Source organism: Tardiphaga sp. 709 (genome assembly GCF_032401055.1).
In the GTDB taxonomy this organism is placed as follows: Bacteria; Pseudomonadota; Alphaproteobacteria; order Rhizobiales; family Xanthobacteraceae; genus Tardiphaga.
The window spans coordinates 5,162,342-5,182,429 of sequence record NZ_CP135529.1; the positions used below are offsets into that span (position 1 = coordinate 5,162,342).

Consider the following 20,088-nt stretch of genomic DNA (forward strand, 5'->3'; position numbering starts at 1 on the left):
ATGACACGGATTGATGCCATCGCGCGGGTCAACGCGCAGCTCACATCAGGTGATTTCCTCGCCACGCTCGATCGCATGGTGGGCTACAAGACCGAGAGCCAGAGCGATAAGCGCGCCGATGAGCTGCGCGCGTATCTCGAGCAGGAACTGACGCCGACTTTCACGGCGCTCGGCTTTACGACTGACATCATCCCGTCGCCATCCGGGCGCGGACCCCATCTGCTCGCGACCTATTACGAGAGCGACGATCTGCCGACCGTGCTGATGTATGGCCATGGCGATGTGGTCCCCGGTATGGAAGGCGAGTGGCGCGACGGGCTCGACCCGTGGCGCTGCACGACGGTTGGCGAGCGCGTCTATGGCCGCGGCACCGCTGACAATAAAGGCCAGCATGCGATCAACATCGCGGCACTTCGCGCCGTGCATGAAGCGCGCGGCGGCAAACTCGGCTTCAATGCCAAGTTCATCATCGAGATGGGTGAGGAGATCGGCTCACCCGATCTGCCGAAAGTCTGCGAGAGCAATCGCGACGCGCTGAAGGCCGATCTGTTTCTCGCCTCCGACGGCCCACGTTTGTCAGCGGAGCGTCCGACGATCTTTCTCGGCTGCCGTGGCGGCCGCCGCATTCATCTCGATATCGAACTGCGTGACGGCGCGCATCATTCCGGCAACTGGGGCGGGCTACTCGCGAATCCAGCAACGATCCTCGCGTCGGCGATCGCGACGTTGGTCGACAAGAACGGTCGTATTCTGCTCGATGCATTGAAGCCGCCGCGCATTTCCAATCAGGTCCGTGCGGCTCTGGCTGACGTGATCGTCGCGCCGTCGGCCGATGAACCGGCTCTGTCGGAGAATTGGGGCGAAGACGGCTTGTCGCCGGCGGAAAGGCTCTATGCCTGGAATACGCTGGAAGTGCTGGCGATCAATGCCGGCAATATCAACAATCCCGCCAATGCCATTCCCGGCAAGGCCGGCGCGGTGCTGCAGCTGCGCTTCGTCGTTGGCACGGATATCGAGAATGTCGTGCCGGCGATTCAGAAGCATCTCGCTGAAAACGGCTTCGCTGATATCAAGGTGAGCCAGTCGCAATATTTTTCGGCGTCACGTACCGATATCGACAATCCCTGGGTCGGCTGGGCCGTCGAGTCCGTCCGTAAGACCACGGGTAGCGCGCCGGCGTTGCTGCCGAATTTCGGCGGCTCGCTGCCGAATGACGTATTCACGGATATTCTCGGCCTGCCCACCGTGTGGGTGCCGCATTCCTATCCCGGCTGCTCGCAGCACGCGCCGGATGAACACATTCTCCTGCCGGTGACGGAACAGGCGCTGAACATCATGGCCGGGTTGTTCTGGGATTTGGGTGAGAAGGGGAAGGCGTAGTAGCCACCCTCACTGTCATTCCGGGGCGCGTTCGACCTTCCGAACGCGAACCCGGAATCCCAGTATGGCTTGGTGCTATAGGTGACTTAACACTACGAGACTCCGGGTTCGCGATCGCCAAGTGGCGTTCGCGCCCCGGAATGAGGAGTTGATATCAATCCTTCACAAACGCCAGCAGCACGCCATTGCCCTTGCTCGGCGGCACGACGACGCCGACATCGCTGCGGCTGCCGGCTGAACCCACAGCCTTCTCCGCCGCTGCAATATCCGCCACGCCGAACACCAGCGAAATGCCGCCGCGGTCCGGAATGCCGGCCAGCGACGTGCCGGGGAAGTGTTTCGCGAGCACGTCCTTGGTGACGAATACAAAGTCCGCGCGGTCGCCGCCCGACGGCACTGTCACAGCGCCATCGGCTTCGGTCTTGACCGCGCCGTCGATCAGCTTCGCCATATGCTGTGCGTCTGTCTCCGGCTCGGGCGTGACGATGAACACCTTCTTCAGGCGCTTCGCCGTATTGGCATGCACCTGCAGCTCGGGAATCCAGACGGTTTCGCGGGTCTTGTGCTGGCAGGCGAAGATGCGGAGGCCGCCGGGGGCTTCCTCATAGGGCCACTGATAGGTGGCGAATTTTGCTGCGCTCAGGCTTCCGTCCGGCATCGTCACCGGACGTTCGAAATCGGTCGGGCCGATCGGTGTGTAGCCGCGTGCGCGGATTTCCTCGGCGCCGACGGTCGCGTCGGTGGTGGTGAAGGCGATGCGCTCGATGCCGTCGCCGCGCTTGGCGAGAAACGCCCGCGTCGGCGCATTGTGCTCGGTCTCGTTCAGAACGCCGAGCAGCTCCACATAGTCCGGGCCGAGCATCATGGTGTAATTGCCGGAGCCCATCTTGGCGCTGTGGGTGCCGCGCGGCGACACCGTAAAGCCGAGGCTCTTCCAGTTCGCGGCGGCGGCGTCGAGGTCTTTCACGACGACCACGGCGTGGTCGATTCCAACGATGTTTTTCAGCGTCACGTGCTCATTACCTTGCAATGGATCAGGCGCGTAAACTATGCAGAATGCAGGGGTGCCGCAAGAGAACGGTTATGTTCGGTTGCGCGGCGCAATGCATGATTGATGCTGCAGAAAGGCGTGACGATGGATACCGCAAACGTGCCTTGGCCGAAGTCGCTCTGGGCCGGCGTCACGCCTCCGGGGCCGGACTTGCCCGAGCTGAAGAGCTCTGTCGAAGCCGATGTGGTCGTCATCGGTGGCGGTTTCACGGGGCTCTCGACGGCGCTGCATCTGCGCGAAGCCGGTATCGATGTTGCGGTTGTCGAGGCCATGGAGCCGGGCTGGGGCGCTTCGGGGCGCAATAACGGCCAGGTGATTCCGACGCTGTCGCGGCCAGATCCCGAAGACATCATCAAGCGCTATGGCGCGGCCGGCGAACGTCTCGTCGGTCTGATCCGCGACAGCGCCTCGATCCTGTTCGATCTCACGCGCCGTTATCAGATCCAGGCCGAGGCCGAACAGAACGGTTGGATCCAGCCGGTGCATTCGCCGGGGCGTATCAAGATCGCCGAGCGCCGCGTGCGGCAGTGGTCCAAACACGGCGCACCGGTGGAGTTGCTGTCACGCGAGCAGATGCGCACGCTGCTCGGCTCAGACGCATGGTTCGGCGGCTTCTGGAACAAGACCGGCGGCCATATCAATCCGCTGGCGCTGGCACGCGGCCTTGCGCGCGTGGTGCTGGAGCAGGGCGGCCGCATCTATGCGCGCTCGCCGGTGGAGACTTATGAGCGCAAGGGCGATCGCTGGATCGTCAAGACGAAGAACGGCGAGGTCCGCGCGCGCAGCCTGATCGTCGCCACCAATGCCTATACCGGCGAGTTCTCCAAACAGCTTTCGCCAGACATCGCCAGCGAGGTGATGCCGGTGCTGTCATGGCAGATGGCGACACAGCCGCTGTCCGACGAGGCACGCAAGACCATCATCCCCGGTCGGCAGTCGATGTCCGATACCCATGGCGAACTGTATTTCGCGCGCTACGACGCGCGCAATCGTCTGGTCACCGGCGGCAATGTGGTCGGGCTCGGCGACAAGACGGAGCGGCTGAAAGTCATGGTGGCCGAACGGTTGAAACGGCTATGGCCACAGATCGGCGATGTCCAGTTCGATTATGTCTGGAACGGTTATGTCGGCATGACCACGGACTTCCTGCCGCGCATGCACAGACTCGGGCCCAATGCCTATGGCTGGACCGGCTGCAATGGCCGCGGTGTCGCGCTGTCGGTGGCGCTCGGCGATGAATTCTCGAAGGTGGTGCGCGGTGTGCCGGAAAGCGAATTGGCGCTGCCATTCTCCGAGCCGGTGCCGATCGCAGCGCACGGCCTGATGCGGTTGCTCGCGCCCTTCATGCTGCTGGTCTATCGCCGCAGGGACGCGAAGGAGATGGCGTAGCGTACGCCACACACTCAGCCCTCATCCTGAGGAGCCGCGCAGCGGCGTCTCGAAGGATGGCCGCGAGCTCCGGAACCTAGCCATCTCATGGTTCGAGACGCGCGCAAGTGCGCACTCCTCACCATGAGGAATGGAGCTACACCGTCACTGGCTTCCGGCTGCGCGCAAAATCGCCGCCGGGGATCGAGGCCAGCAGAGCCTGCGTATAGGCGTGCTGCGGATTGCCGAATACCTCGCCGGCCAGGCCGTGCTCGACGACTTCGCCGTCTTTCATCACGGCGACGAGATCACAGATCTGCGCGGCAACGCGCAGGTCGTGCGTGATGAAGACGATCGAGAGCCCGAGCCGCTCGCGCAGCTCGTGCAGCATCTTCAGCACCTGCGCCTGCACGGAGACGTCGAGCGCCGAGACCGCCTCGTCGGCCACCAGCACGTCGGGCTTCAGCGCGAGCGCGCGCGCAAGGCCGATACGCTGGCGTTGCCCGCCGGAGAATTCGTGCGGGAAGCGATCGATGGCCGAGGGATCGAGGCCGACCAGCCGAAACAGCTCCTTCGCCTGTGCCACCGCCTGCGCACGCGGCGTACCGTGCACGATCGGACCTTGCGCCACGAGATCGCCGGCCTTGCGGCGCGGGTTCAGCGAGGCGAACGGGTCCTGAAACACCATCTGAATGTGTTTGGTCTCGCGGCGCACCTCGTCGCGCGTGAGCTTCGCCCAGTCCTTGCCTTCCAGCACGATTGATCCCCCATCGGGATCGATCAGCCTGATAATGCAGCGGGCGAGCGTCGATTTGCCCGAACCGGATTCGCCGACAATGCCCAGCGTCGCGCCACGCGGCAGTTTCAGAGAGACGGACTTCACCGCATGGGTCACGCGCACGCCGCGTCCGAGAAAGCCGCCATTGCGATAGGTCTTCGACACGTTGTCGAGCGTCAGGATGATGTCGTCGGACAGTGCGCGCGGCGGCGGCGCCGTCAGCGGTGGCACCGCGGCGATCAGCTGCTGCGTATAGGGATGCTGCGGATTGGTCAGCACATCCTTCACCGTGCCCTGTTCGACCACGTTGCCATGCTGCATCACCACCACGCGGTCGGCGATTTCGGCGACCACGCCGAAATCGTGGGTGATGAACAGCACCGCGGTGTTGCGGCGGCTCTGCAGTTCCTTGATCAGTTTCAGGATCTGCGCCTGTGTGGTGACGTCGAGCGCGGTGGTCGGCTCGTCGGCGATCAGGAGACGCGGATCGAGCGCGAGCGCCATGGCGATCATGGCGCGCTGGCGCTGTCCGCCAGAGAGTTCGTGCGGATAGGCACGCGCGGCCTGCGCAGGATCGGGAATGTGCACGTCCTGCAGCAACGCCAGCACGCGCGCCTTGATGTCGACCTTCGAGAGTTCGGTATGGATCTCGAACATCTCACCGATCTGGTCGCCGATGGTGCGCAGCGGATTGAGCGCCGTCATCGGCTCCTGGAAGATCATCGCGATCCCGGCGCCGCGCACCTTGCGCATCTCGGCATTGCTGGCGCTGGCGAGGTCCTTGCCCTCGAACAGCACACGGCCGCCATCGATGGCGACTTCGCCGGGCAATAGCCGCATGATGGCATTGGCCATGACAGACTTGCCGGAACCGGACTCGCCAACCACGCAGACGATCTCATTGGCGGCAATCGCCATCGAGACGCCGCCCAGCGCATGCGAGCGGTCGGCGCCTTTCGGCAGCTTCACGCTGAGGCCGTCGATGGTGAGGATCGGATTGTCCACGGCGCTCATCGGCTCTTCAGCCTCGGATTGAGCGCATCATTGAGGCCCTGGCCAACCAGCGACACCGCGAGCACGGTGAGCAGAATGGCGATGCCGGGGATTGCCGAGACATACCACTGCACGCGCAGCACGTCGCGGCCGAGACCAATGAGATTGCCCCATGACGCCACATTGGGATCGGACAGGCGCAGGAAGGCGAGTGCGCTTTCCAAGAGGATCGATAGCGCCATCACCACGCTGGCATAGACGATGACGGGCGGCAGCGCATTGGGCAGGATTTCACCCAGGATGAGCTGGATGTCTTTCATGCCCAGCGTGCGTCCGGCCTGCACGAATTCACGGCTGCGCAGCGACATGAATTCCGCGCGCGTCAATCGCGCCGGTGCCGGCCATGAGACGATGCCGACGGCGATGGTGACGGTGGTGATGGTCGAGCCGAACACGGCGACCAGCACCAGCAGCAGCACGAAGTTCGGCAGCGTCTGGAACGCTTCGGTGATGCGCATCAGCACCGTATCGACCCAGCCGCCATAATAGCCGGCAAAGGCGCCGATCAGCACGCCGATGACCACGGCGATGACAGTCGCCACGCCGCCGATCAGCAGCGAGATGCGCGCGCCGTAGAAGATCTGCGCGGCGATATCGCGGCCGGAATTGTCGGTACCCAGCAGGAAGCGCGGATTGGAGAACGGCCAGATCAGCGGCCGCCCTGCGAGCGCCAGCGGATCGCGCGGATAGATCCAGCTTGCGGTGATGGCCATCACGATGACCACCAGCAGGAGCAACAAGCCCACGACGGCGGCCGGGCTGCGGAAATAGCGCTTGATCGCGTCCATCATCTCACGTCTCCGCCTGGATGCGCGGATCGAGCCGCGCATAGAGAAGGTCGACGAGGAAGTTGACGAGGATGACGAGAAGCGCCGAGACGAAGACGATGCCGAGCAGCGTGTTGAGATCGCGTTGCACGACGGATTCGTAGGCAAGACGTCCAAGGCCCGGCAGGGAGAACACACTCTCCACGACAACCGAGCCGCCAAGCATGGTGCCGGCCTGCAGACCGATCAGCGTCACCATCGGCAGCAATGCATTGCGCAGCACATGCTTCGCCACCACGCGGGTCTCGTCGAGTCCCTTGGCGCGCGCGGTGCGCACGAAATCGAGATTGAGCACTTCCAGCATCGAGGCGCGCATGATGCGCAGATAGATCGCGAGGAAGATTAGCCCCAGCGTCAGCGTCGGCAGGATCAGATGCAGCGCGATATCGACGGTGCGGCCAAATCCGGTTTGTACAGCGCCGATATCCTCGAAACCGCCGGCCGGCAGCCATTGCAGATAGATCGAGAACACCACGATGGCCATCAGGCCGAACCAGAACGACGGAGTGGCGTAGAAGACGAGGCCGAGCGTGGAGATCAGCGTGTCCGGCCATTTGTTGACGCCGCGTGCGGCGACGACGCCAAGTAGCAGACCGAAGAAAAACGCAAAGGACAGCGACGCGGTCATCAAGAGGATTGTCGGCGGCAGGCGTTCGAGGATCACGGTCGCCACCGGCTTGCCATAGATCGAGGAGAAGCCGAGATCGAGCCGGATCAGCCGCCACAGATAGTTGCCGAGCTGCATCGGGATCGAAAGGTCGAGCCCGTAGAATTTGCGGAGCTCGCGTGCGGTTGCGGCATCGCCGCCGCCCATCTGTGCCATCATGGCATCGACGGTGTCTCCCGGTGCGAATTGCAGCAGCAGGAACACGCCGATCAGGATCAGGAATAGTGTGGGTATCGAGGCGGCGAGCCGCCGCCCCGCAAGGCTCAGGATGCGCATCTGGCTATTGTGGCGAAGTTTGGCTCAGGCGGAAAGCCAAAGATCGTGCCAGCTCGACGATCCCCAGCGCGGCGTGTTGGAATGGTTACGCGCCTTTGCGGTGATCACCGTGACGAATATCTGTTCGATCGGCATCCACACCGGCAGTTCGGTGTTGGCTTCCTTAACGAAGGTCGCGTAGAGCGCCTTGCGCTTGACGGGATCGATTTCGGTGGCCGCGTCGTCGATCACCTTGTCGATGGCGTCGTTCTTCCAGTCCCACTGGTTGGTCCAGGGCGCGCCCTTCGGCTGGCCGGAGCGGTACCAGACCGTGGTCGAGACCGCGGGATCGTTGCGATACTGGTGCCAGCCGGTTGAGAGGTCGAAGGCGTGATCGTCATAGACCTGCTTCAGGAAGCCGCCGCCATCGTTGCGGACAATTTCCACGGGAATGCCGACTTCGCCCAGCGACTGCTGGATGAAGGTCGCCCAGAGCGAGATGTCCTCGCCCCATGGCGCGGGCAGCAGGCGCAGCGAGAAGCGGGTGCCGCCGGCCCCCGGCTTGAAGCCGGCCTCGTCGAGCAGCGCGATCGCCTTCTTCTTGTCATAGGCATATTGCGGCGTATCCGGACCCGGATAGAAGTCGGTGGAGACCGAGGGGATCGGGCCGGTGCCGAGCTTGGCGAAGTCGCCGAGGAAGTTCTCGATGAAGAACGGCACATTGATCGCATGCGCGATGGCGCGGCGGACGCGGATATCCGCAAGCTCCTTGCGGCGGAAATTGAACTCGATGGTGTTGGTGCGCGCGTTGCCTTCATTGCCCTTGGTGGAGACGATGAAGCGCTTGTCCTTGCTGAGCCGTGCCGTGTCGGAAATCGTGAGGCCCGTGAACGGGCTGTACTGGATGTCGCCGGCTTCCATCTGGGCGGCGGCCGCGGCGCGATCGGTCACGACCTTCCAGACGATGCGATCGAGATAGGGGGCGTTCGGGCGCCAGTAGTTCTCGTTACGCTCGGCGATGATGTATTGGCCGCGCTCGTACTTGACGAACTTGAAGGGGCCGGTGCCGACGGGGGCGAGGTTGGTGGGGTTCTGGCGGATGTCGCTGCTGCCCTCATAGAGATGCTTGGCGGAGATATAGCCGAGGTCCGGCAGCGCACGCAGCAGCAGGCCGAGCGGCATCGGGCGCTCATATTTGAAGATCGCGGTCTGCGCGTCCGGCGTTTCGACAGCGGTGAGGAACAGCTGCAGGGTCGATCCGTAATTGAGGATCTTCTTCCACATGTTCATGGCGGTGAATTGGACGTCGGCCGAGGTGAACGGCTTGCCGTCGTGCCAGGTCACGCCCTTGCGCAACTTGAAGGTGATGGTCTTGCCGTCCGGTGTGGATTCCCAGCTCTCCGCGAGCACGCCGACCGGCTGGCCATTGGCGTCGAGATCGACCAGTGCTTCCTGGATCTTGCCACCGATGATGTAGACGCCGGTGGAGGCCTGAATGCTGGGGTTGAGCTGACGCTGTTCTGCACCGTAATGGACATTGAACACGCCGCCCTTGCGGGGCGTTTCCTGCGCGAAGGCGCGCAGCGGGTTCGCGACATTGGCGGCAATGGCGGCGGAGGTCAGCAGCGCCGTGCGGCGGGTCATTTCCAGGCGGGTCATGGTGTCGAAGTCTCCTGCGTCGTGCCTGCGCAGATGGAACCAGCGCATAGCCCGCGCAACCTAGGGCATAACCGGCGGCCAAGTCATTCCCTAATGCTACGGCGCCTCAGAGAATTCTTGCAAGACATGGCAATGGCGCAGCATAAATGCCGCGCCATTGCTTCGACCTGAAAGCTTTGCTCAAAAGTTATGCCAGCCCGCACACGGCGCGGGCAACCGCACGCTTCAGCGCATCTTGACGCTCGGTTCGCGGCTCCAGAGCCGCAGCTTGGCCAGCTTGTCCATGAAGCCCGGCACGTCGTCGGCGCTGCCCAGCGCAACCACGCCTTCATCGAGGTCGTCCGAGATTCCCACCCTCGCGAACAACCGCTCGGCTGCCTCGGAATGTCCGATAAACTTGCAGTGGGCAAAGGCGTCGGTGACGAAGTCGCGGGCCGTCGACTCCTGCAGGAGGTCGTCGATGCCGGCCTCCGCCGGGAGCAAGGCGACTGCGTCATAAAGAACAGAAGGGCCACCATCGATCATCTGGTCGGCGGCGACCAGGCTACCATCGCTGGCTTCAACCCCGTTCACCTTTGGCGCAATGATCTCGTATGTTGCGCCGGCCTGCGTCACCGCGCCTTGCAGGGCGGCGAGGAGCTTGGCATCGACCCCGTCGGTGACGAGGATGCCGAGCTTGCGGCCTTCGAAACGCTGCGGGCCTTTCAGGACGATGCTGAGTGACGGCGACTCCGCCAGATCCTGCCGCGTTGGCATCGCTGCATCGGCGGGCTTCGGCATTGTCGGAAGACCCAGCATGGTGCCGACCTTGTTGGCCAGGCCTTCGTCGATGTTCAGGAGATGCGAGACCATGCGCTCGCGGATCACCGGCGTCTTCACTTTGCTCAATTCGAAAGTCAGCGCTGCGGCAATATGGTGTTGCTCTCCCCTGGTCTGGCTGATGAAGAACTGCCGTGCCTGGCTGTAGTGATCCGCAAAGCTTTCTGCGCGCAGCCGGCGCTTCGCGCCATGCTCTATGTCCGCGAACGTCTTGAAACCTTTGGCGGTGGACTCGCGTGGGCCTACGCCGAACGAATTTGGCTGGTAGTTGACGCGACCGACAGGGTTGTGCATCGCCATGTGCCCGTCCTGCTGGAAATGTCCGAACGGACATTTCGGAGCATTGATCGGGATATGGGTGAAGTTCGGGCTTCCCAGCCGCTTCAGCTGTGTATCCAGATAGGAGAAATTGCGGCCTTGCAGCAGCGGGTCATTGGTGAAGTCGATGCCGGGCGGAACATTCTGCGTCATGAACGCGACCTGTTCGGTTTCGGCAAAGAAATTATCCGGCATACGGTCCAGCACAAGACGGCCGATGGCAATCGGTGGCACGAGTTCTTCCGGAATAAGCTTGGTCGGATCGAGAATATCGAAATCGAACTGGTCGGCGAATTCGCTGTTGAACAGCTGCACCTGCAACTCCCATTCCGGGTAATTTCCGGACTGGATCGCGCTCCACAGGTCGCGTCGATGAAAATCCGGATCGGCACCGTTGATCTTGACGGCCTCGTTCCACAGCACCGATTGCAGACCCAGTTTCGGCTTCCAGTGGAATTTGACGAAGGTCGATTCGTCCTTGGCGTTAACGAAGCGGAATGTATGGACGCCGAACCCCTCCATGAAACGGAAAGAGCGGGGAATGGTGCGGTCCGACATCTGCCACATGACCATGTGCATGCTTTCGGGCGTCAGCGAAATGAAATCCCAGAAGTTATCATGCGCCGACTGCGCCTGCGGGAAGGCACTGTCGGGCTCTTCCTTCACGGCATGGACCAGATCGGGAAACTTGATGGCATCCTGGATGAAGAACACCGGGATGTTGTTGCCGACCAGGTCCCAGTTGCCCTCTTGGGTATAGATTTTAACGGCAAAGCCGCGCACGTCGCGTGCGAGGTCGAACGACCCTTTGCTGCCCGCGACCGTCGAGAACCGAACGAAGGCCGGGGTTCGCTCGCCTGGGCGCTGAAACAGATCGGCGCGCGTATGCTTGGCCAGTGAACCGTAATTTTCGAAGAAGCCATGCGCGGCATAGCCGCGTGCATGGACCACGCGTTCGGGAATCCGTTCATGATCGAAATGGAAGATTTTTTCACGAAAGTGAAAATCCTCGAGCAATGTCGGTCCGCGCGACCCGGCCTTGAGCGAGTTCTGATCGTCGAAGACCGGGCCGCCTGGGCCGTGGTCAGCAACGCGTCGTCCGGTCCGCCGATCTGATGGAGTTCGCCGCCCTCACCGCGAACAAGTGTCTGATCGTGAATCGTTGCATTGGTGGTGTCGCTCTTGGGCGTCGATGATTTGGCCATGGGATGTCTCGCAGAAGTTACCGGGGAGAAGGGCCCGCGATTGCGTTCGCGGGCCTCAGGGAGTTCGGCGTTGGCAGGCGTTACTTGCCGAGGTTCTGCGCCATTTCGAGGTGATGCTTCAGCGCCGGCAGGGTCTTTCCGGCCCAGTCCTTCAATTCGGCGTTGTCGCCGCTTTTGGCGTAGCGCTCGAACAGATCGACCGCGTCCTTGTGGGCGTCGACCTGTACCGAATTGAAGTTCTTGCTGAAGTCAGCGCCGCTTTGTTCCTTCAACTTGTCGAGCTTGCTCTGATGCGCGCTGTCGAGCGCTGCCGGAAGTTCGGCCTTGACCTTGCCGCTGCCGACCATCGCCTTCAGCTCGGTGCTGGTCTTGGTGTGATCTTTCACCATCATGGCTGCAAAGGATTTCTCGGCGGCATTTCCCTTGCTTTCTGCCAGTGTGTTGGACTGGATCTCGAACATGTCGCTGATCGCGACCTGCTTGACGAAATCAGGGGTGCTCGGGCTGACACCGAGAACGGAATTGACTCCCGTCTTTTCGCCGACGGACTGCGCGTAAACGGCTGGGGCGAGGGCGGAGGACACGAGCAACAGGCTCGCGGCAATAAGGGTGCTGCGTTTCATGATTCTTCCAATGTTTGGACGAGGGCATCAGGTGTCAGCACAACCGGATCAATCGTGTTGTGTTCCGGACCAAATGAGTCATGGGTGCGAAGGCCCGGATCAGGCCTGTCTGGACCGCCCCGGTCCCATCCCTGCGGAAGGGCCTCGTGTTGGCTCGATCATTGCTTTCGGTTCTGTTACAAACCGCACGCAACCCGAACCCGGATAATTTTATGCGTAAGCTCACCGTCGCCGCCGCCCAATTGGGCCCGATCCAGAAAGCCGAAAGCCGCGAGGCCGTGGTCAAGCGCATGCTGGTGCTGCTGGACGAAGCCAAGGGGAAGGGCGCCGACCTCGTCGTCTATCCCGAGTTGGCGCTGACGACATTTTTTCCGCGCTGGTACATGACCGACCAGAAGGAGGTCGATACCTGGTTCGAGTCCGAAATGCCGAACGCTGCGACCCAGCCGCTGTTCGATGCCGCCGCCAAGGCTGGTATCGCGCTGTCCATCGGTTACGCCGAGCTGACTGATGACGGCCACCACTTCAACACCCAGATCCTCACCGACAAGACCGGCAAGATCGTCGGTAAATATCGCAAGGTGCATCTGCCCGGCCATGTGGAATTCGATACCGAGCGTGCCTTCCAGCATCTGGAGAAGCGTTATTTCGAACCGGGCGATCTCGGCTTTCCCGTGTTCCGCGCTTTGGGCGGCATCTTCGGCATGATGGTGTGCAACGATCGACGCTGGCCGGAATCCTACCGCGTGATGGGCCTGCAGGGCGTCGAGATGATTGTGCTCGGCTACAACACGCCGTCGGTGAATTCGCAGAAGTCGGTCGAGGGGCCGGAGCAGCGCCTGTTCCACAATCGCCTGTCGGTGCAGGCCGGCGCCTATCAGAACTCGACCTTCGTTGTCGCTGTCGCCAAGGCCGGCGACGAAGACGGTCATCCCCTGATCGGCGGTTCGCTGATCGTCGATCCCAATGGCGTGATTCTCGCCGAAGCCAAGACCGAAGGCGATGAGCTGCTGGTTTGCACCGTCGATCTCGACGACACCAAGTTCGGCAAGGACACCATCTTCGACTTCAAGCGCCATCGACGCATCGAGCATTATGGCCGGATCACCAGCCAGACGGGTGTGGTTCTGCCGCCGGAGTAAGTGACTTACGCGCTTGCTTACCCACTCCTTGCAGCTGCTCGTCTAAACTCCGTCATGCCCGGCGTATGCCGGGTATCCACGTCTTGGCTCCAAGCGAAGACGTGGATGGCCGGGACAAGCCCGGCCATGACGGCTGAGAGGGCTTTGCGCGCGGTCGGGACGCGCAAATTCTACTGAAACATCACCGTGCCGATCGCCATACTCACGGCGGCCTGAGTCGGATCGATCACGGGAATGCCCAGCGCATCCTCGAGCGCGCTGCGATGACGCGACATGCCGGCGCAGCCCATGACGACGGCATTGGCGCCGTCCTCGTCCTTCAACTGGCGGCCGACCTTGATCATGCGCGCCAGCGTGTCGTCGCCGGAAGCCGCTTCCGCCACGGTCATGTTGAGCGGTCGTTCGCCGGCGAAGCGATCCATCAGGCACATCTGGCGGAGATAACGCATGTGCCGGCCGATCGAGCCCTGCGCCACCGCGATGACGCCAAAGCGGTCGCCGCGTGACAGCGCAGTCAGCACGCCGGATTCGGCGATGCCGAAGACCGGCCGCTCCGTCGCCTCACGGCACACATGCAGGCCGGGATCTGAATAGCAGGCAATGACGAAGGCATCGGCGGAATTGTCGGCGGCCACCAGCCGGCTCAGCGGTATCGTGACGCTTTCGAGATCGGCCTGCGTCTGCACGCCCAATGGTCCTTCCGCCAGCGTGATGCATTCAATCTCGGGCCCGGCCTCGAACATCACCGGTTGCAGTGCTTCGGCGAGGTTGCGCGTCACCTGCGGATTGCTGTTCGGATTGACCACCAGAATCTTCTTGCGGCGCTGCATATTCGGCTCCTTGTCAGGACAGCAGTATTACCGGAAAGTGCCGACCGTCAAAGCCTGTAAAATGTTCGCATAGCCGATCTAATCTTGGAGTTCTGCCCTTGTCCGATCCCGTCTACGACCTCGTAATCCGCGGTGGCACCGTCGCCACATCGAGCGATGTGTTTGCCGCCGATGTCGGTATTACCGGTGAGACCATTGTGGCGCTGGGCAGCGGACTTGCAGCGGGCCGTAAAGAGATCGATGCAACAGGCAGGCTGGTGCTGCCCGGTGGGGTCGATGCCCACGCCCATATCGAACAGCTCTCCGCTGCCGGCATCATGAATGCCGACACCTTCGAGAGCGCGACGCGGTCCGCGGCCTTCGGTGGCACCACCAGCGTGATCTCCTTTGCCGCCCAGCATGTCGGCATGGATGTGCAGGAGGTCGTCAGCGATTATACGGCGCTCGCAAAGAAGGGCGCGATGATCGACTATGCCTTTCACATCATCGTCTCTGACGTCACCGACAAGGTCATCGCCGACGATATTCCGGCACTGGTGAGTCAAGGCCATTCCTCGATCAAGATTTTCATGACCTATGACCGGCTCAAGGTCGACGACGAGAAGCTGCTGGATATCCTCGCCGCCGCGCGCGAGGCGAAGGCGCTGGTCTGCGTCCATGCAGAGAACCACGGTGTCATCGCCTGGATGGTGAAGCGGCTGATCGACAAGGGCTACACCGCGCCGAAATATCACGCTGTCAGCCATGCGCGTGTGTCGGAATCCGAAGCCTTCACGCGGCTGATCGCCTTCAGTGAATTGCTCGATCAGCCCGTGATGATCTTCCACGTCTCGACGCGCGAAGGCGCCGCGGTGATCCGCGAGGCGCGCGGCCGCGGCGTCAAGATTTTCGCAGAGACCTGTCCGCAATATCTGTTCCTCACCGCCGACGATCTCGACAAGCCCGGTGCCGAAGGCGCCAAGTGGATGTGCAGCCCACCGGCGCGCACCACGGACGATCAGGAGGCGTTGTGGCAGGCATTGTCGCTCGGCGATCTGCAACTGATCTCGTCGGACCACGCGCCCTATCGCTATGACGAGACCGGCAAGCTGCGCGCCGGGCCGAACCCGACATTCAAGCAGGTCGCCAACGGTCTGCCCGGCCTCGAAGTGCGCCTGCCACTGCTGTTCGACGCCATGGTGTCGAAAGGTCGTCTCGGCCTGTCGAAATTCGTCGAGCTCACATCCACCGCCCCGGCGCAGATCTACAATCTGCCGAAGAAGGGCTCGATCGCCATCGGCAACGATGCCGACATCGCGATCTGGGACCCGGCGCGCAAGGTGACGCTCTCAGATGAGATGATGCACGATCTCACCGGCTTCTCGCCGTTCTCTGGCCGCACCGTCACCGGCTGGCCCGAGAAGGTGTTGTTGCGCGGTCGTGTCCTCGTCGACGGCGATACGTTCACCAGCAAGCCGGGCGAGGGGCGCCTGATGCTGCGCGAGGGCGGCAGGGCCGCCACGCCGTCAGGCAGGCTCGCCGCCGAAATGGACCCGGCGAAGAACTTCGGCGCGAAGCTGCTGTGATGACAAACATGCTCGATCCCAATCTGCCGGGTTTCGCGGATATCCAGACGCCTGCGCTGGTGCTGGATGCGTCTGCGCTTCAGCGCAACATCCAGGGGATGGCCGAGTTCGCCAAAGCGAACGGCGTTGCGCTTCGCCCGCATGCCAAGACTCATAAGTCGACGCGTATCGCGCAATTGCAGATCGAGGCCGGCGCCGTCGGGATTTCCTGCGCGACGGTTGCCGAGATCGAGGCTTTCGCGCAGGCCGGTATCACGGGTCTGCTGCTGACGACACCTGTCGCCGATCGGCCGAAGCTCGCGCGTCTGGCCGCTGTCGCCGACCAATCCGATATTAATATCGTCGTCGACCATGCCGACCAGATTCACGTGCTGCACGAATTGCTCGATGCCGGCAGCCGTCCGCTGCAGGTGCTGATCGATATCGATGTCGGCCAGCGCCGCACCGGTGTTGTTGACACAGCATCGACACTCGCGCTTGCGCAACTGATCGAAGCGACGCCGGGCATGACATTCGGTGGCATCCAGGGTTTCGCGGGTCATGTGCAGCACATGATCGATGCCCAGGAGCGCAGGGCAGGCGCTGCGCGCGTGCGCGCCATGCTCGACGACCATCTGCATGTGCTGACGGAAGCCGGCATCAAGGCGGAGATCGTCACCGGCAGCGGCACGGGCGCCTGCGCTTATGATGTCACGGGCACCTTTACGGAGTTGCAGGTCGGCTCCTATGTCTTCATGGATTCCGACTACGGCAAGCTGGAGCACGAGGGTGCTGCGCTGCCTTACGATCCAAGTTTGTTTATTCTCGCGACGGTCACGTCGGTGAATCGTGCCGGCGAGTTCACGGTGGATGCCGGCGTGAAGGCAATGGCCTTCAACGGCCCGGTGCCGTCGCTGATGTTGGGTGTGCCGGAAGGTTCGACCTATCGCTTCGGCGGCGACGAACACGGCATGATCACGCTGCCGGAGGGGGCCGAAGCGCCGAAGCTCGGCAGCCGCGTGCTGCTGCTGACGACCCATTGTGATCCCACGGTGAACCTGCATGGGAGCTATCAGGTGGTCGGGCACAATGGCAGCGTCGAGGCGTGGCCGGTGCTGGCGCGGTATGGGGCGTAGCGCCCCAGACGCGTCATCACCCCACACTCGTCATTCCGGGGCGGCTCGGCGCCGCAGGCGACGTGCCGAACCCGGAATCCCGGAGTGTTTGGCTCTTCGGAGTTTCACCGATCTCAAGATTCCGGGTTCGTGTCCGGCAAGGCCGGTCACGCCCCGGAATGACGAGTGTGGCGCAGGGATCTAATGCGTCCCGCCCAGAAACGCCTCCGACAATGTCGGATCGTTGATCAGCGCTTCCGCCGAACCTGACGTCACCACGCGTCCGGTCTCCAGCAGATAGGCCCGGTCCACGATCTTCAGCGTCTGCCGGGCCTTCTGCTCCACCAGCAATACCGTCAGGCCTTCATCGCGGAATTGCGCGATCATGCTGAACAGGCTCGCCGTCATCAGCGGGGCCAGGCCGAGCGACGGCTCGTCGAGCAGCAGCAGCTTCGGCTTCGACAGCAGCGCACGCCCGATGGCCAGCATCTGCTGTTCGCCGCCGGAGAGCAGACTGGCGAGACCGTCGCGGCGCTTGCCGAGAATCGGGAAGCGCTCCAGCATCTTGTCCACATCGGCCATCGCGGCAGACTTGTCGCTGCGGGTGTAGATGCCCATCAGCAGATTCTCATGCACCGTCATGCGCGCGAGAATGCCGCGGCCTTCCGGCACCAGCGCGATGCCGCGGCGCAGATTCTTTTCGGCCGCATTCGGCACGAGCTTCTCACCCTGATAGGTGATGTCGCCCTGGAATGGCAGCAGTCCTGCAATGGACCGCGCAATCGTGCTCTTGCCGGCGCCATTGGCGCCGAGCAGCGCGACGATCTCGCCTTTCTTGATCTCCAAATCGACGCCGCGCACTGCCGTGATGGCGCCGTAGCGGACCTGCAAGCCTCGGATCGTGAGCATCAGTCGTCCTTTCCGAGATAGGCGTCGAGGACGACCGGGTTGGCGCGCACGTCCTCGGGCCTGCCTTCGGCGATCAGCACGCCGAAATCGAGGACATAGAGATAGTCGCAGAGCCGCATCACGAAATTCATGTCATGTTCGATCAGGAGAATGGTGAGGCCGGTGTCGCGCAAGCGGATCATCAGCGCGCGGATCTCCTCGGCCTCGTCGTGGTTCATGCCGGCCACGGGTTCATCCAGCAGCAGCAGCTTCGGCTTCGCGGTGACGGCGCGCGCCATCTCCACCTTGCGCTGGATGCCGTAGGGCAGCGACTTGGCCGGGCGGTCGCGCAGTTCGGTGAGGCCGAAGAACTCCATCACTTCCTCGGCGCGCTCCTGCGCCGCCGGATTGGCCCAGGAGATCGGCAGCAGACGTCGCCACGCGCTCTCGCTGTGCGGCTGCGCCACCAGTAGATGTTCCCAGACCGTCATGCTGCCGAACAGCCGGATGTTCTGGAAGGTGCGGGCAATGCCCTCGCGCACGATACGATAGGACGGCCACTGCGTGACGTCGACGCCCTTGAGTTTGACTTCGCCGGCATCGGCGCGATAGGCGCCGGTAATGGTGTTGAACAAAGTCGTCTTGCCGGCGCCGTTCGGGCCGATCACGCCGACGATCTTGCCTTCCGGCACTTCGCAGACCATTCCGGACAGCGCGTGGATGCCGCCGAACGTCTTGGTGACGTCGGTGAGTTGAAGCAGCGCGTTGCTCATGCCGCGGCCCTCCGGAAGGTCAGCGTTCGGATCAGTGAACGATCGAGAATGCCTTGACGCCGTACGAGCAGCACGACGATCAGCAGCGTGCCGAAGGCGGCGAGGCGCCAGTCGGCGATGGGGCGCAGGAATTCAGGCAGGAACACCAGAAGGAGAGAACCGACCAGCGAGCCCGGTCCGACGGTGGAGCCACCGAGGATCACGGCCAGCACGAATTCGATCGAGCGATCGAAGCCGAAATTCGCCGGCTCGATATAGACGTTGTGATGCGCGAACAATCCGCCGGAGATCGCGGCCACCGCGGCGCCGACACCGAAGGCGCCGATCTTGGTCACCGTTGTGTTGAGGCCGATCAGGCCCGCGGCGGTTTCGTCATCATGCACCGCCTGCATTTCCAGCCAGACGCGCGAACGCTCCAGCAGCATCACAGCGATCAGGATGCCGCCGGCCCACAGCCAGACATAACCAACCGAGATGTGCTGCATGCCGCGATAGCCGCCAGAGCCGCCCATCGCGTCGAAATTGAGAAAGAAGCTGCGCACCATTTCGCCGAAGCCGACGGTGGCCATGGCGAGATAGATGCCCTTCAGCCGCAGCGCGGGGAAGGCAACGATGGCGCCGATGATGCCGGCGGCGATCGCCGAGATCAGCAGGGCCAGCGTCAGCGGCACGTTCAGCGCGACGGTGAGCCAGGACGACAGATACGCGCCGATTCCCATGAAGGCGCCGTTGCCAAGCGAGAGCTGGCCGGTGGCGAGGATGATATAGACGCTGAGTGCGCCGAGCAGGAGAATGCCGGACTCGGCGAGCAGGCTTGCATAATAGGTCGACATCAGACGCGCTGCCCCTGATCGGATCGCGCGCCGCCAAGCAGGCCCTGCGGACGCAGCAACAAAATCAAAATCATGAAGCCGTAGACGACGAAGTCGCGGACCTGAGAGCCGCCATAAGCGACGGTCAGCACTTCGGCGATGCCGATCAAGGGACCCGCGACCAGCGCGCCCCAGATCTGGCGGGTGCCGCCGATCACCATCACGGCGATGGCCTTGAGGCCGATCTCGACGCCGAGATAGGGCGTGATGGTGCCGTAATGCAGCGCGATCAACACGCCGGCGACGCCGGCGAGCGAGCCCGACAGGATGAAGGCCAGCATGGTCAGGCGGTCGGCGGAGACGCCCAGGATTCGTGCGACTTCGCGATTCTCGGCGACGGCGCGCAGCGCGCGGCCCATCGGGGTCTTCTGCACGATATAGGCAACCAGCGCGACCAGAACGACGGTGGCAACGAGCACGATCAGCTGCATCTCGCCGATATTGACCGGGCCGAGCGAATATTGCTTGCCGAAATATTCGTCGGGGAGCTGGGCAGGATCCGAGCCCCAGATGTTGGTGGCGACATTCTGCAGGATGATCGAGAAACCCAGCGTTGATAGCATCGGCGTCACCAGCGGCGCGTCGCGCAGCGGCTGGTAGCCGATCTTCTCGATGGCGATGGCGATCACGGCTGCGCCGAGCATGCCGCCGAGTACGGCGACCGGAAGCGGGAAGCCTGCGGTAATCAGCGTGAAGCCGAGATAGCCGCCGATCATGAAGAGTTCGGCAATCGCGAGATTGAGAATGCCGAGAATGCCCATCACGAGCGAGAACGACAGCGCCAGCAGCGTATAGACCGCTCCGAGCGTCAGGCCGTTGACGAGTTGCTGTATCAGCATGGGAATCGCAATCGTTAAATCAGGTGGTCGTCATCATGACTGCGGCCGGGAGGACTTCCCGGCCGCAGCGGCGTGGATAATG

The 20,088-nt window shown here is 62.7% G+C and carries 16 protein-coding genes and 1 pseudogene; 5 read left to right on the forward strand and 12 right to left on the reverse strand.

Annotation, left to right across the window (positions count from 1 at the left end; genetic code table 11):
• The gene (locus RSO67_RS25065; RefSeq protein WP_315841031.1) at positions 1–1,380 is read left to right on the forward strand and encodes a M20 family metallopeptidase; all 1,380 of its coding nucleotides are present in this window, start codon (positions 1–3) and stop codon (positions 1,378–1,380) included.
• 154 nt (positions 1,381–1,534) lie between these two features.
• On the opposite strand, the gene RSO67_RS25070 is transcribed toward RSO67_RS25065, so the two are convergent.
• On the reverse strand, positions 1,535–2,392 hold the full coding sequence (locus RSO67_RS25070) for a VOC family protein (RefSeq protein ID WP_315841032.1): 858 nt from the start codon (positions 2,390–2,392) through the stop codon (positions 1,535–1,537).
• 123 nt (positions 2,393–2,515) lie between these two features.
• Here RSO67_RS25070 and RSO67_RS25075 point away from each other — a divergent pair, with 123 nt between their 5' ends.
• Positions 2,516–3,820 (forward strand): FAD-binding oxidoreductase, encoded by a 1,305-nt coding sequence (locus RSO67_RS25075; protein ID WP_315841033.1) that lies wholly within the window; start codon positions 2,516–2,518, stop codon positions 3,818–3,820.
• A gap of 136 nt (positions 3,821–3,956) precedes the next feature.
• On the opposite strand, the gene RSO67_RS25080 is transcribed toward RSO67_RS25075, so the two are convergent.
• From RSO67_RS25080 to RSO67_RS25105, 6 genes and pseudogenes are all read right to left on the reverse strand, one after another.
• Positions 3,957–5,591 (reverse strand): ABC transporter ATP-binding protein, encoded by a 1,635-nt coding sequence (locus tag RSO67_RS25080; protein ID WP_315841034.1) that lies wholly within the window; start codon positions 5,589–5,591, stop codon positions 3,957–3,959.
• On the reverse strand, positions 5,588–6,418 hold the full coding sequence (locus RSO67_RS25085; RefSeq protein ID WP_120289215.1) for an ABC transporter permease: 831 nt from the start codon (positions 6,416–6,418) through the stop codon (positions 5,588–5,590). The genes RSO67_RS25080 and RSO67_RS25085 overlap by 4 nt, the downstream gene beginning before the upstream one ends.
• A 4-nt stretch (positions 6,419–6,422) precedes the next feature.
• Positions 6,423–7,400: an ABC transporter permease gene (locus RSO67_RS25090; RefSeq protein ID WP_315841035.1), complete on the reverse strand. Its 978-nt coding sequence runs from the start codon at positions 7,398–7,400 to the stop codon at positions 6,423–6,425.
• Between the two features lie 24 nt (positions 7,401–7,424).
• Entirely contained in the window at positions 7,425–9,038 is a 1,614-nt protein-coding gene (locus RSO67_RS25095; protein ID WP_315841036.1) for an ABC transporter substrate-binding protein, read from the reverse strand.
• A 225-nt stretch (positions 9,039–9,263) separates the two neighbouring features.
• A pseudogene (locus RSO67_RS25100) lies at positions 9,264–11,380 on the reverse strand (catalase).
• An 80-nt stretch (positions 11,381–11,460) separates the two neighbouring features.
• Positions 11,461–12,003 carry a DUF4142 domain-containing protein gene (locus tag RSO67_RS25105; RefSeq protein ID WP_315841037.1) on the reverse strand — a complete coding sequence of 181 codons (543 nt, stop codon included), beginning with the start codon at positions 12,001–12,003 and terminating at the stop codon, positions 11,461–11,463.
• 212 nt (positions 12,004–12,215) lie between these two features.
• Between RSO67_RS25105 and RSO67_RS25110 the strand changes: the two genes are divergently transcribed.
• On the forward strand, positions 12,216–13,145 hold the full coding sequence (locus RSO67_RS25110; protein WP_315841038.1) for an N-carbamoyl-D-amino-acid hydrolase: 930 nt from the start codon (positions 12,216–12,218) through the stop codon (positions 13,143–13,145).
• 170 nt (positions 13,146–13,315) lie between these two features.
• On the opposite strand, the gene RSO67_RS25115 is transcribed toward RSO67_RS25110, so the two are convergent.
• Positions 13,316–13,975: an aspartate/glutamate racemase family protein gene (locus tag RSO67_RS25115; RefSeq protein WP_315841039.1), complete on the reverse strand. Its 660-nt coding sequence runs from the start codon at positions 13,973–13,975 to the stop codon at positions 13,316–13,318.
• Positions 13,976–14,073: 98 nt separating this feature from the next.
• On the opposite strand from RSO67_RS25115, the gene hydA reads away from it, so the two are divergent.
• The gene (gene hydA, locus RSO67_RS25120) at positions 14,074–15,540 is read left to right on the forward strand and encodes a dihydropyrimidinase (RefSeq protein ID WP_315841040.1); all 1,467 of its coding nucleotides are present in this window, start codon (positions 14,074–14,076) and stop codon (positions 15,538–15,540) included.
• Complete coding sequence (locus RSO67_RS25125; RefSeq protein ID WP_315841041.1) at positions 15,540–16,655, forward strand: DSD1 family PLP-dependent enzyme; 1,116 nt, start codon at positions 15,540–15,542, stop codon at positions 16,653–16,655. Before hydA ends, RSO67_RS25125 begins: the two co-directional genes overlap by 1 nt.
• A 180-nt stretch (positions 16,656–16,835) precedes the next feature.
• Here the strand turns inward: RSO67_RS25125 and RSO67_RS25130 are convergent, their stop codons facing one another.
• Genes RSO67_RS25130 through RSO67_RS25145 form a run of 4 tightly spaced genes read right to left on the reverse strand, consistent with a single transcriptional unit; the run spans position 16,836 to position 20,006 of the window.
• The gene (locus tag RSO67_RS25130; RefSeq protein WP_315841042.1) at positions 16,836–17,543 is read right to left on the reverse strand and encodes an ABC transporter ATP-binding protein; all 708 of its coding nucleotides are present in this window, start codon (positions 17,541–17,543) and stop codon (positions 16,836–16,838) included.
• The gene (locus tag RSO67_RS25135; RefSeq protein ID WP_315841043.1) at positions 17,543–18,295 is read right to left on the reverse strand and encodes an ABC transporter ATP-binding protein; all 753 of its coding nucleotides are present in this window, start codon (positions 18,293–18,295) and stop codon (positions 17,543–17,545) included. Before RSO67_RS25135 ends, RSO67_RS25130 begins: the two co-directional genes overlap by 1 nt.
• Positions 18,292–19,128 carry a branched-chain amino acid ABC transporter permease gene (locus RSO67_RS25140; protein WP_315841044.1) on the reverse strand — a complete coding sequence of 279 codons (837 nt, stop codon included), beginning with the start codon at positions 19,126–19,128 and terminating at the stop codon, positions 18,292–18,294. Before RSO67_RS25140 ends, RSO67_RS25135 begins: the two co-directional genes overlap by 4 nt.
• Positions 19,128–20,006: a branched-chain amino acid ABC transporter permease gene (locus RSO67_RS25145; protein ID WP_315841045.1), complete on the reverse strand. Its 879-nt coding sequence runs from the start codon at positions 20,004–20,006 to the stop codon at positions 19,128–19,130. The genes RSO67_RS25140 and RSO67_RS25145 overlap by 1 nt, the downstream gene beginning before the upstream one ends.
• Positions 20,007–20,088: the final 82 nt, after the last annotated feature.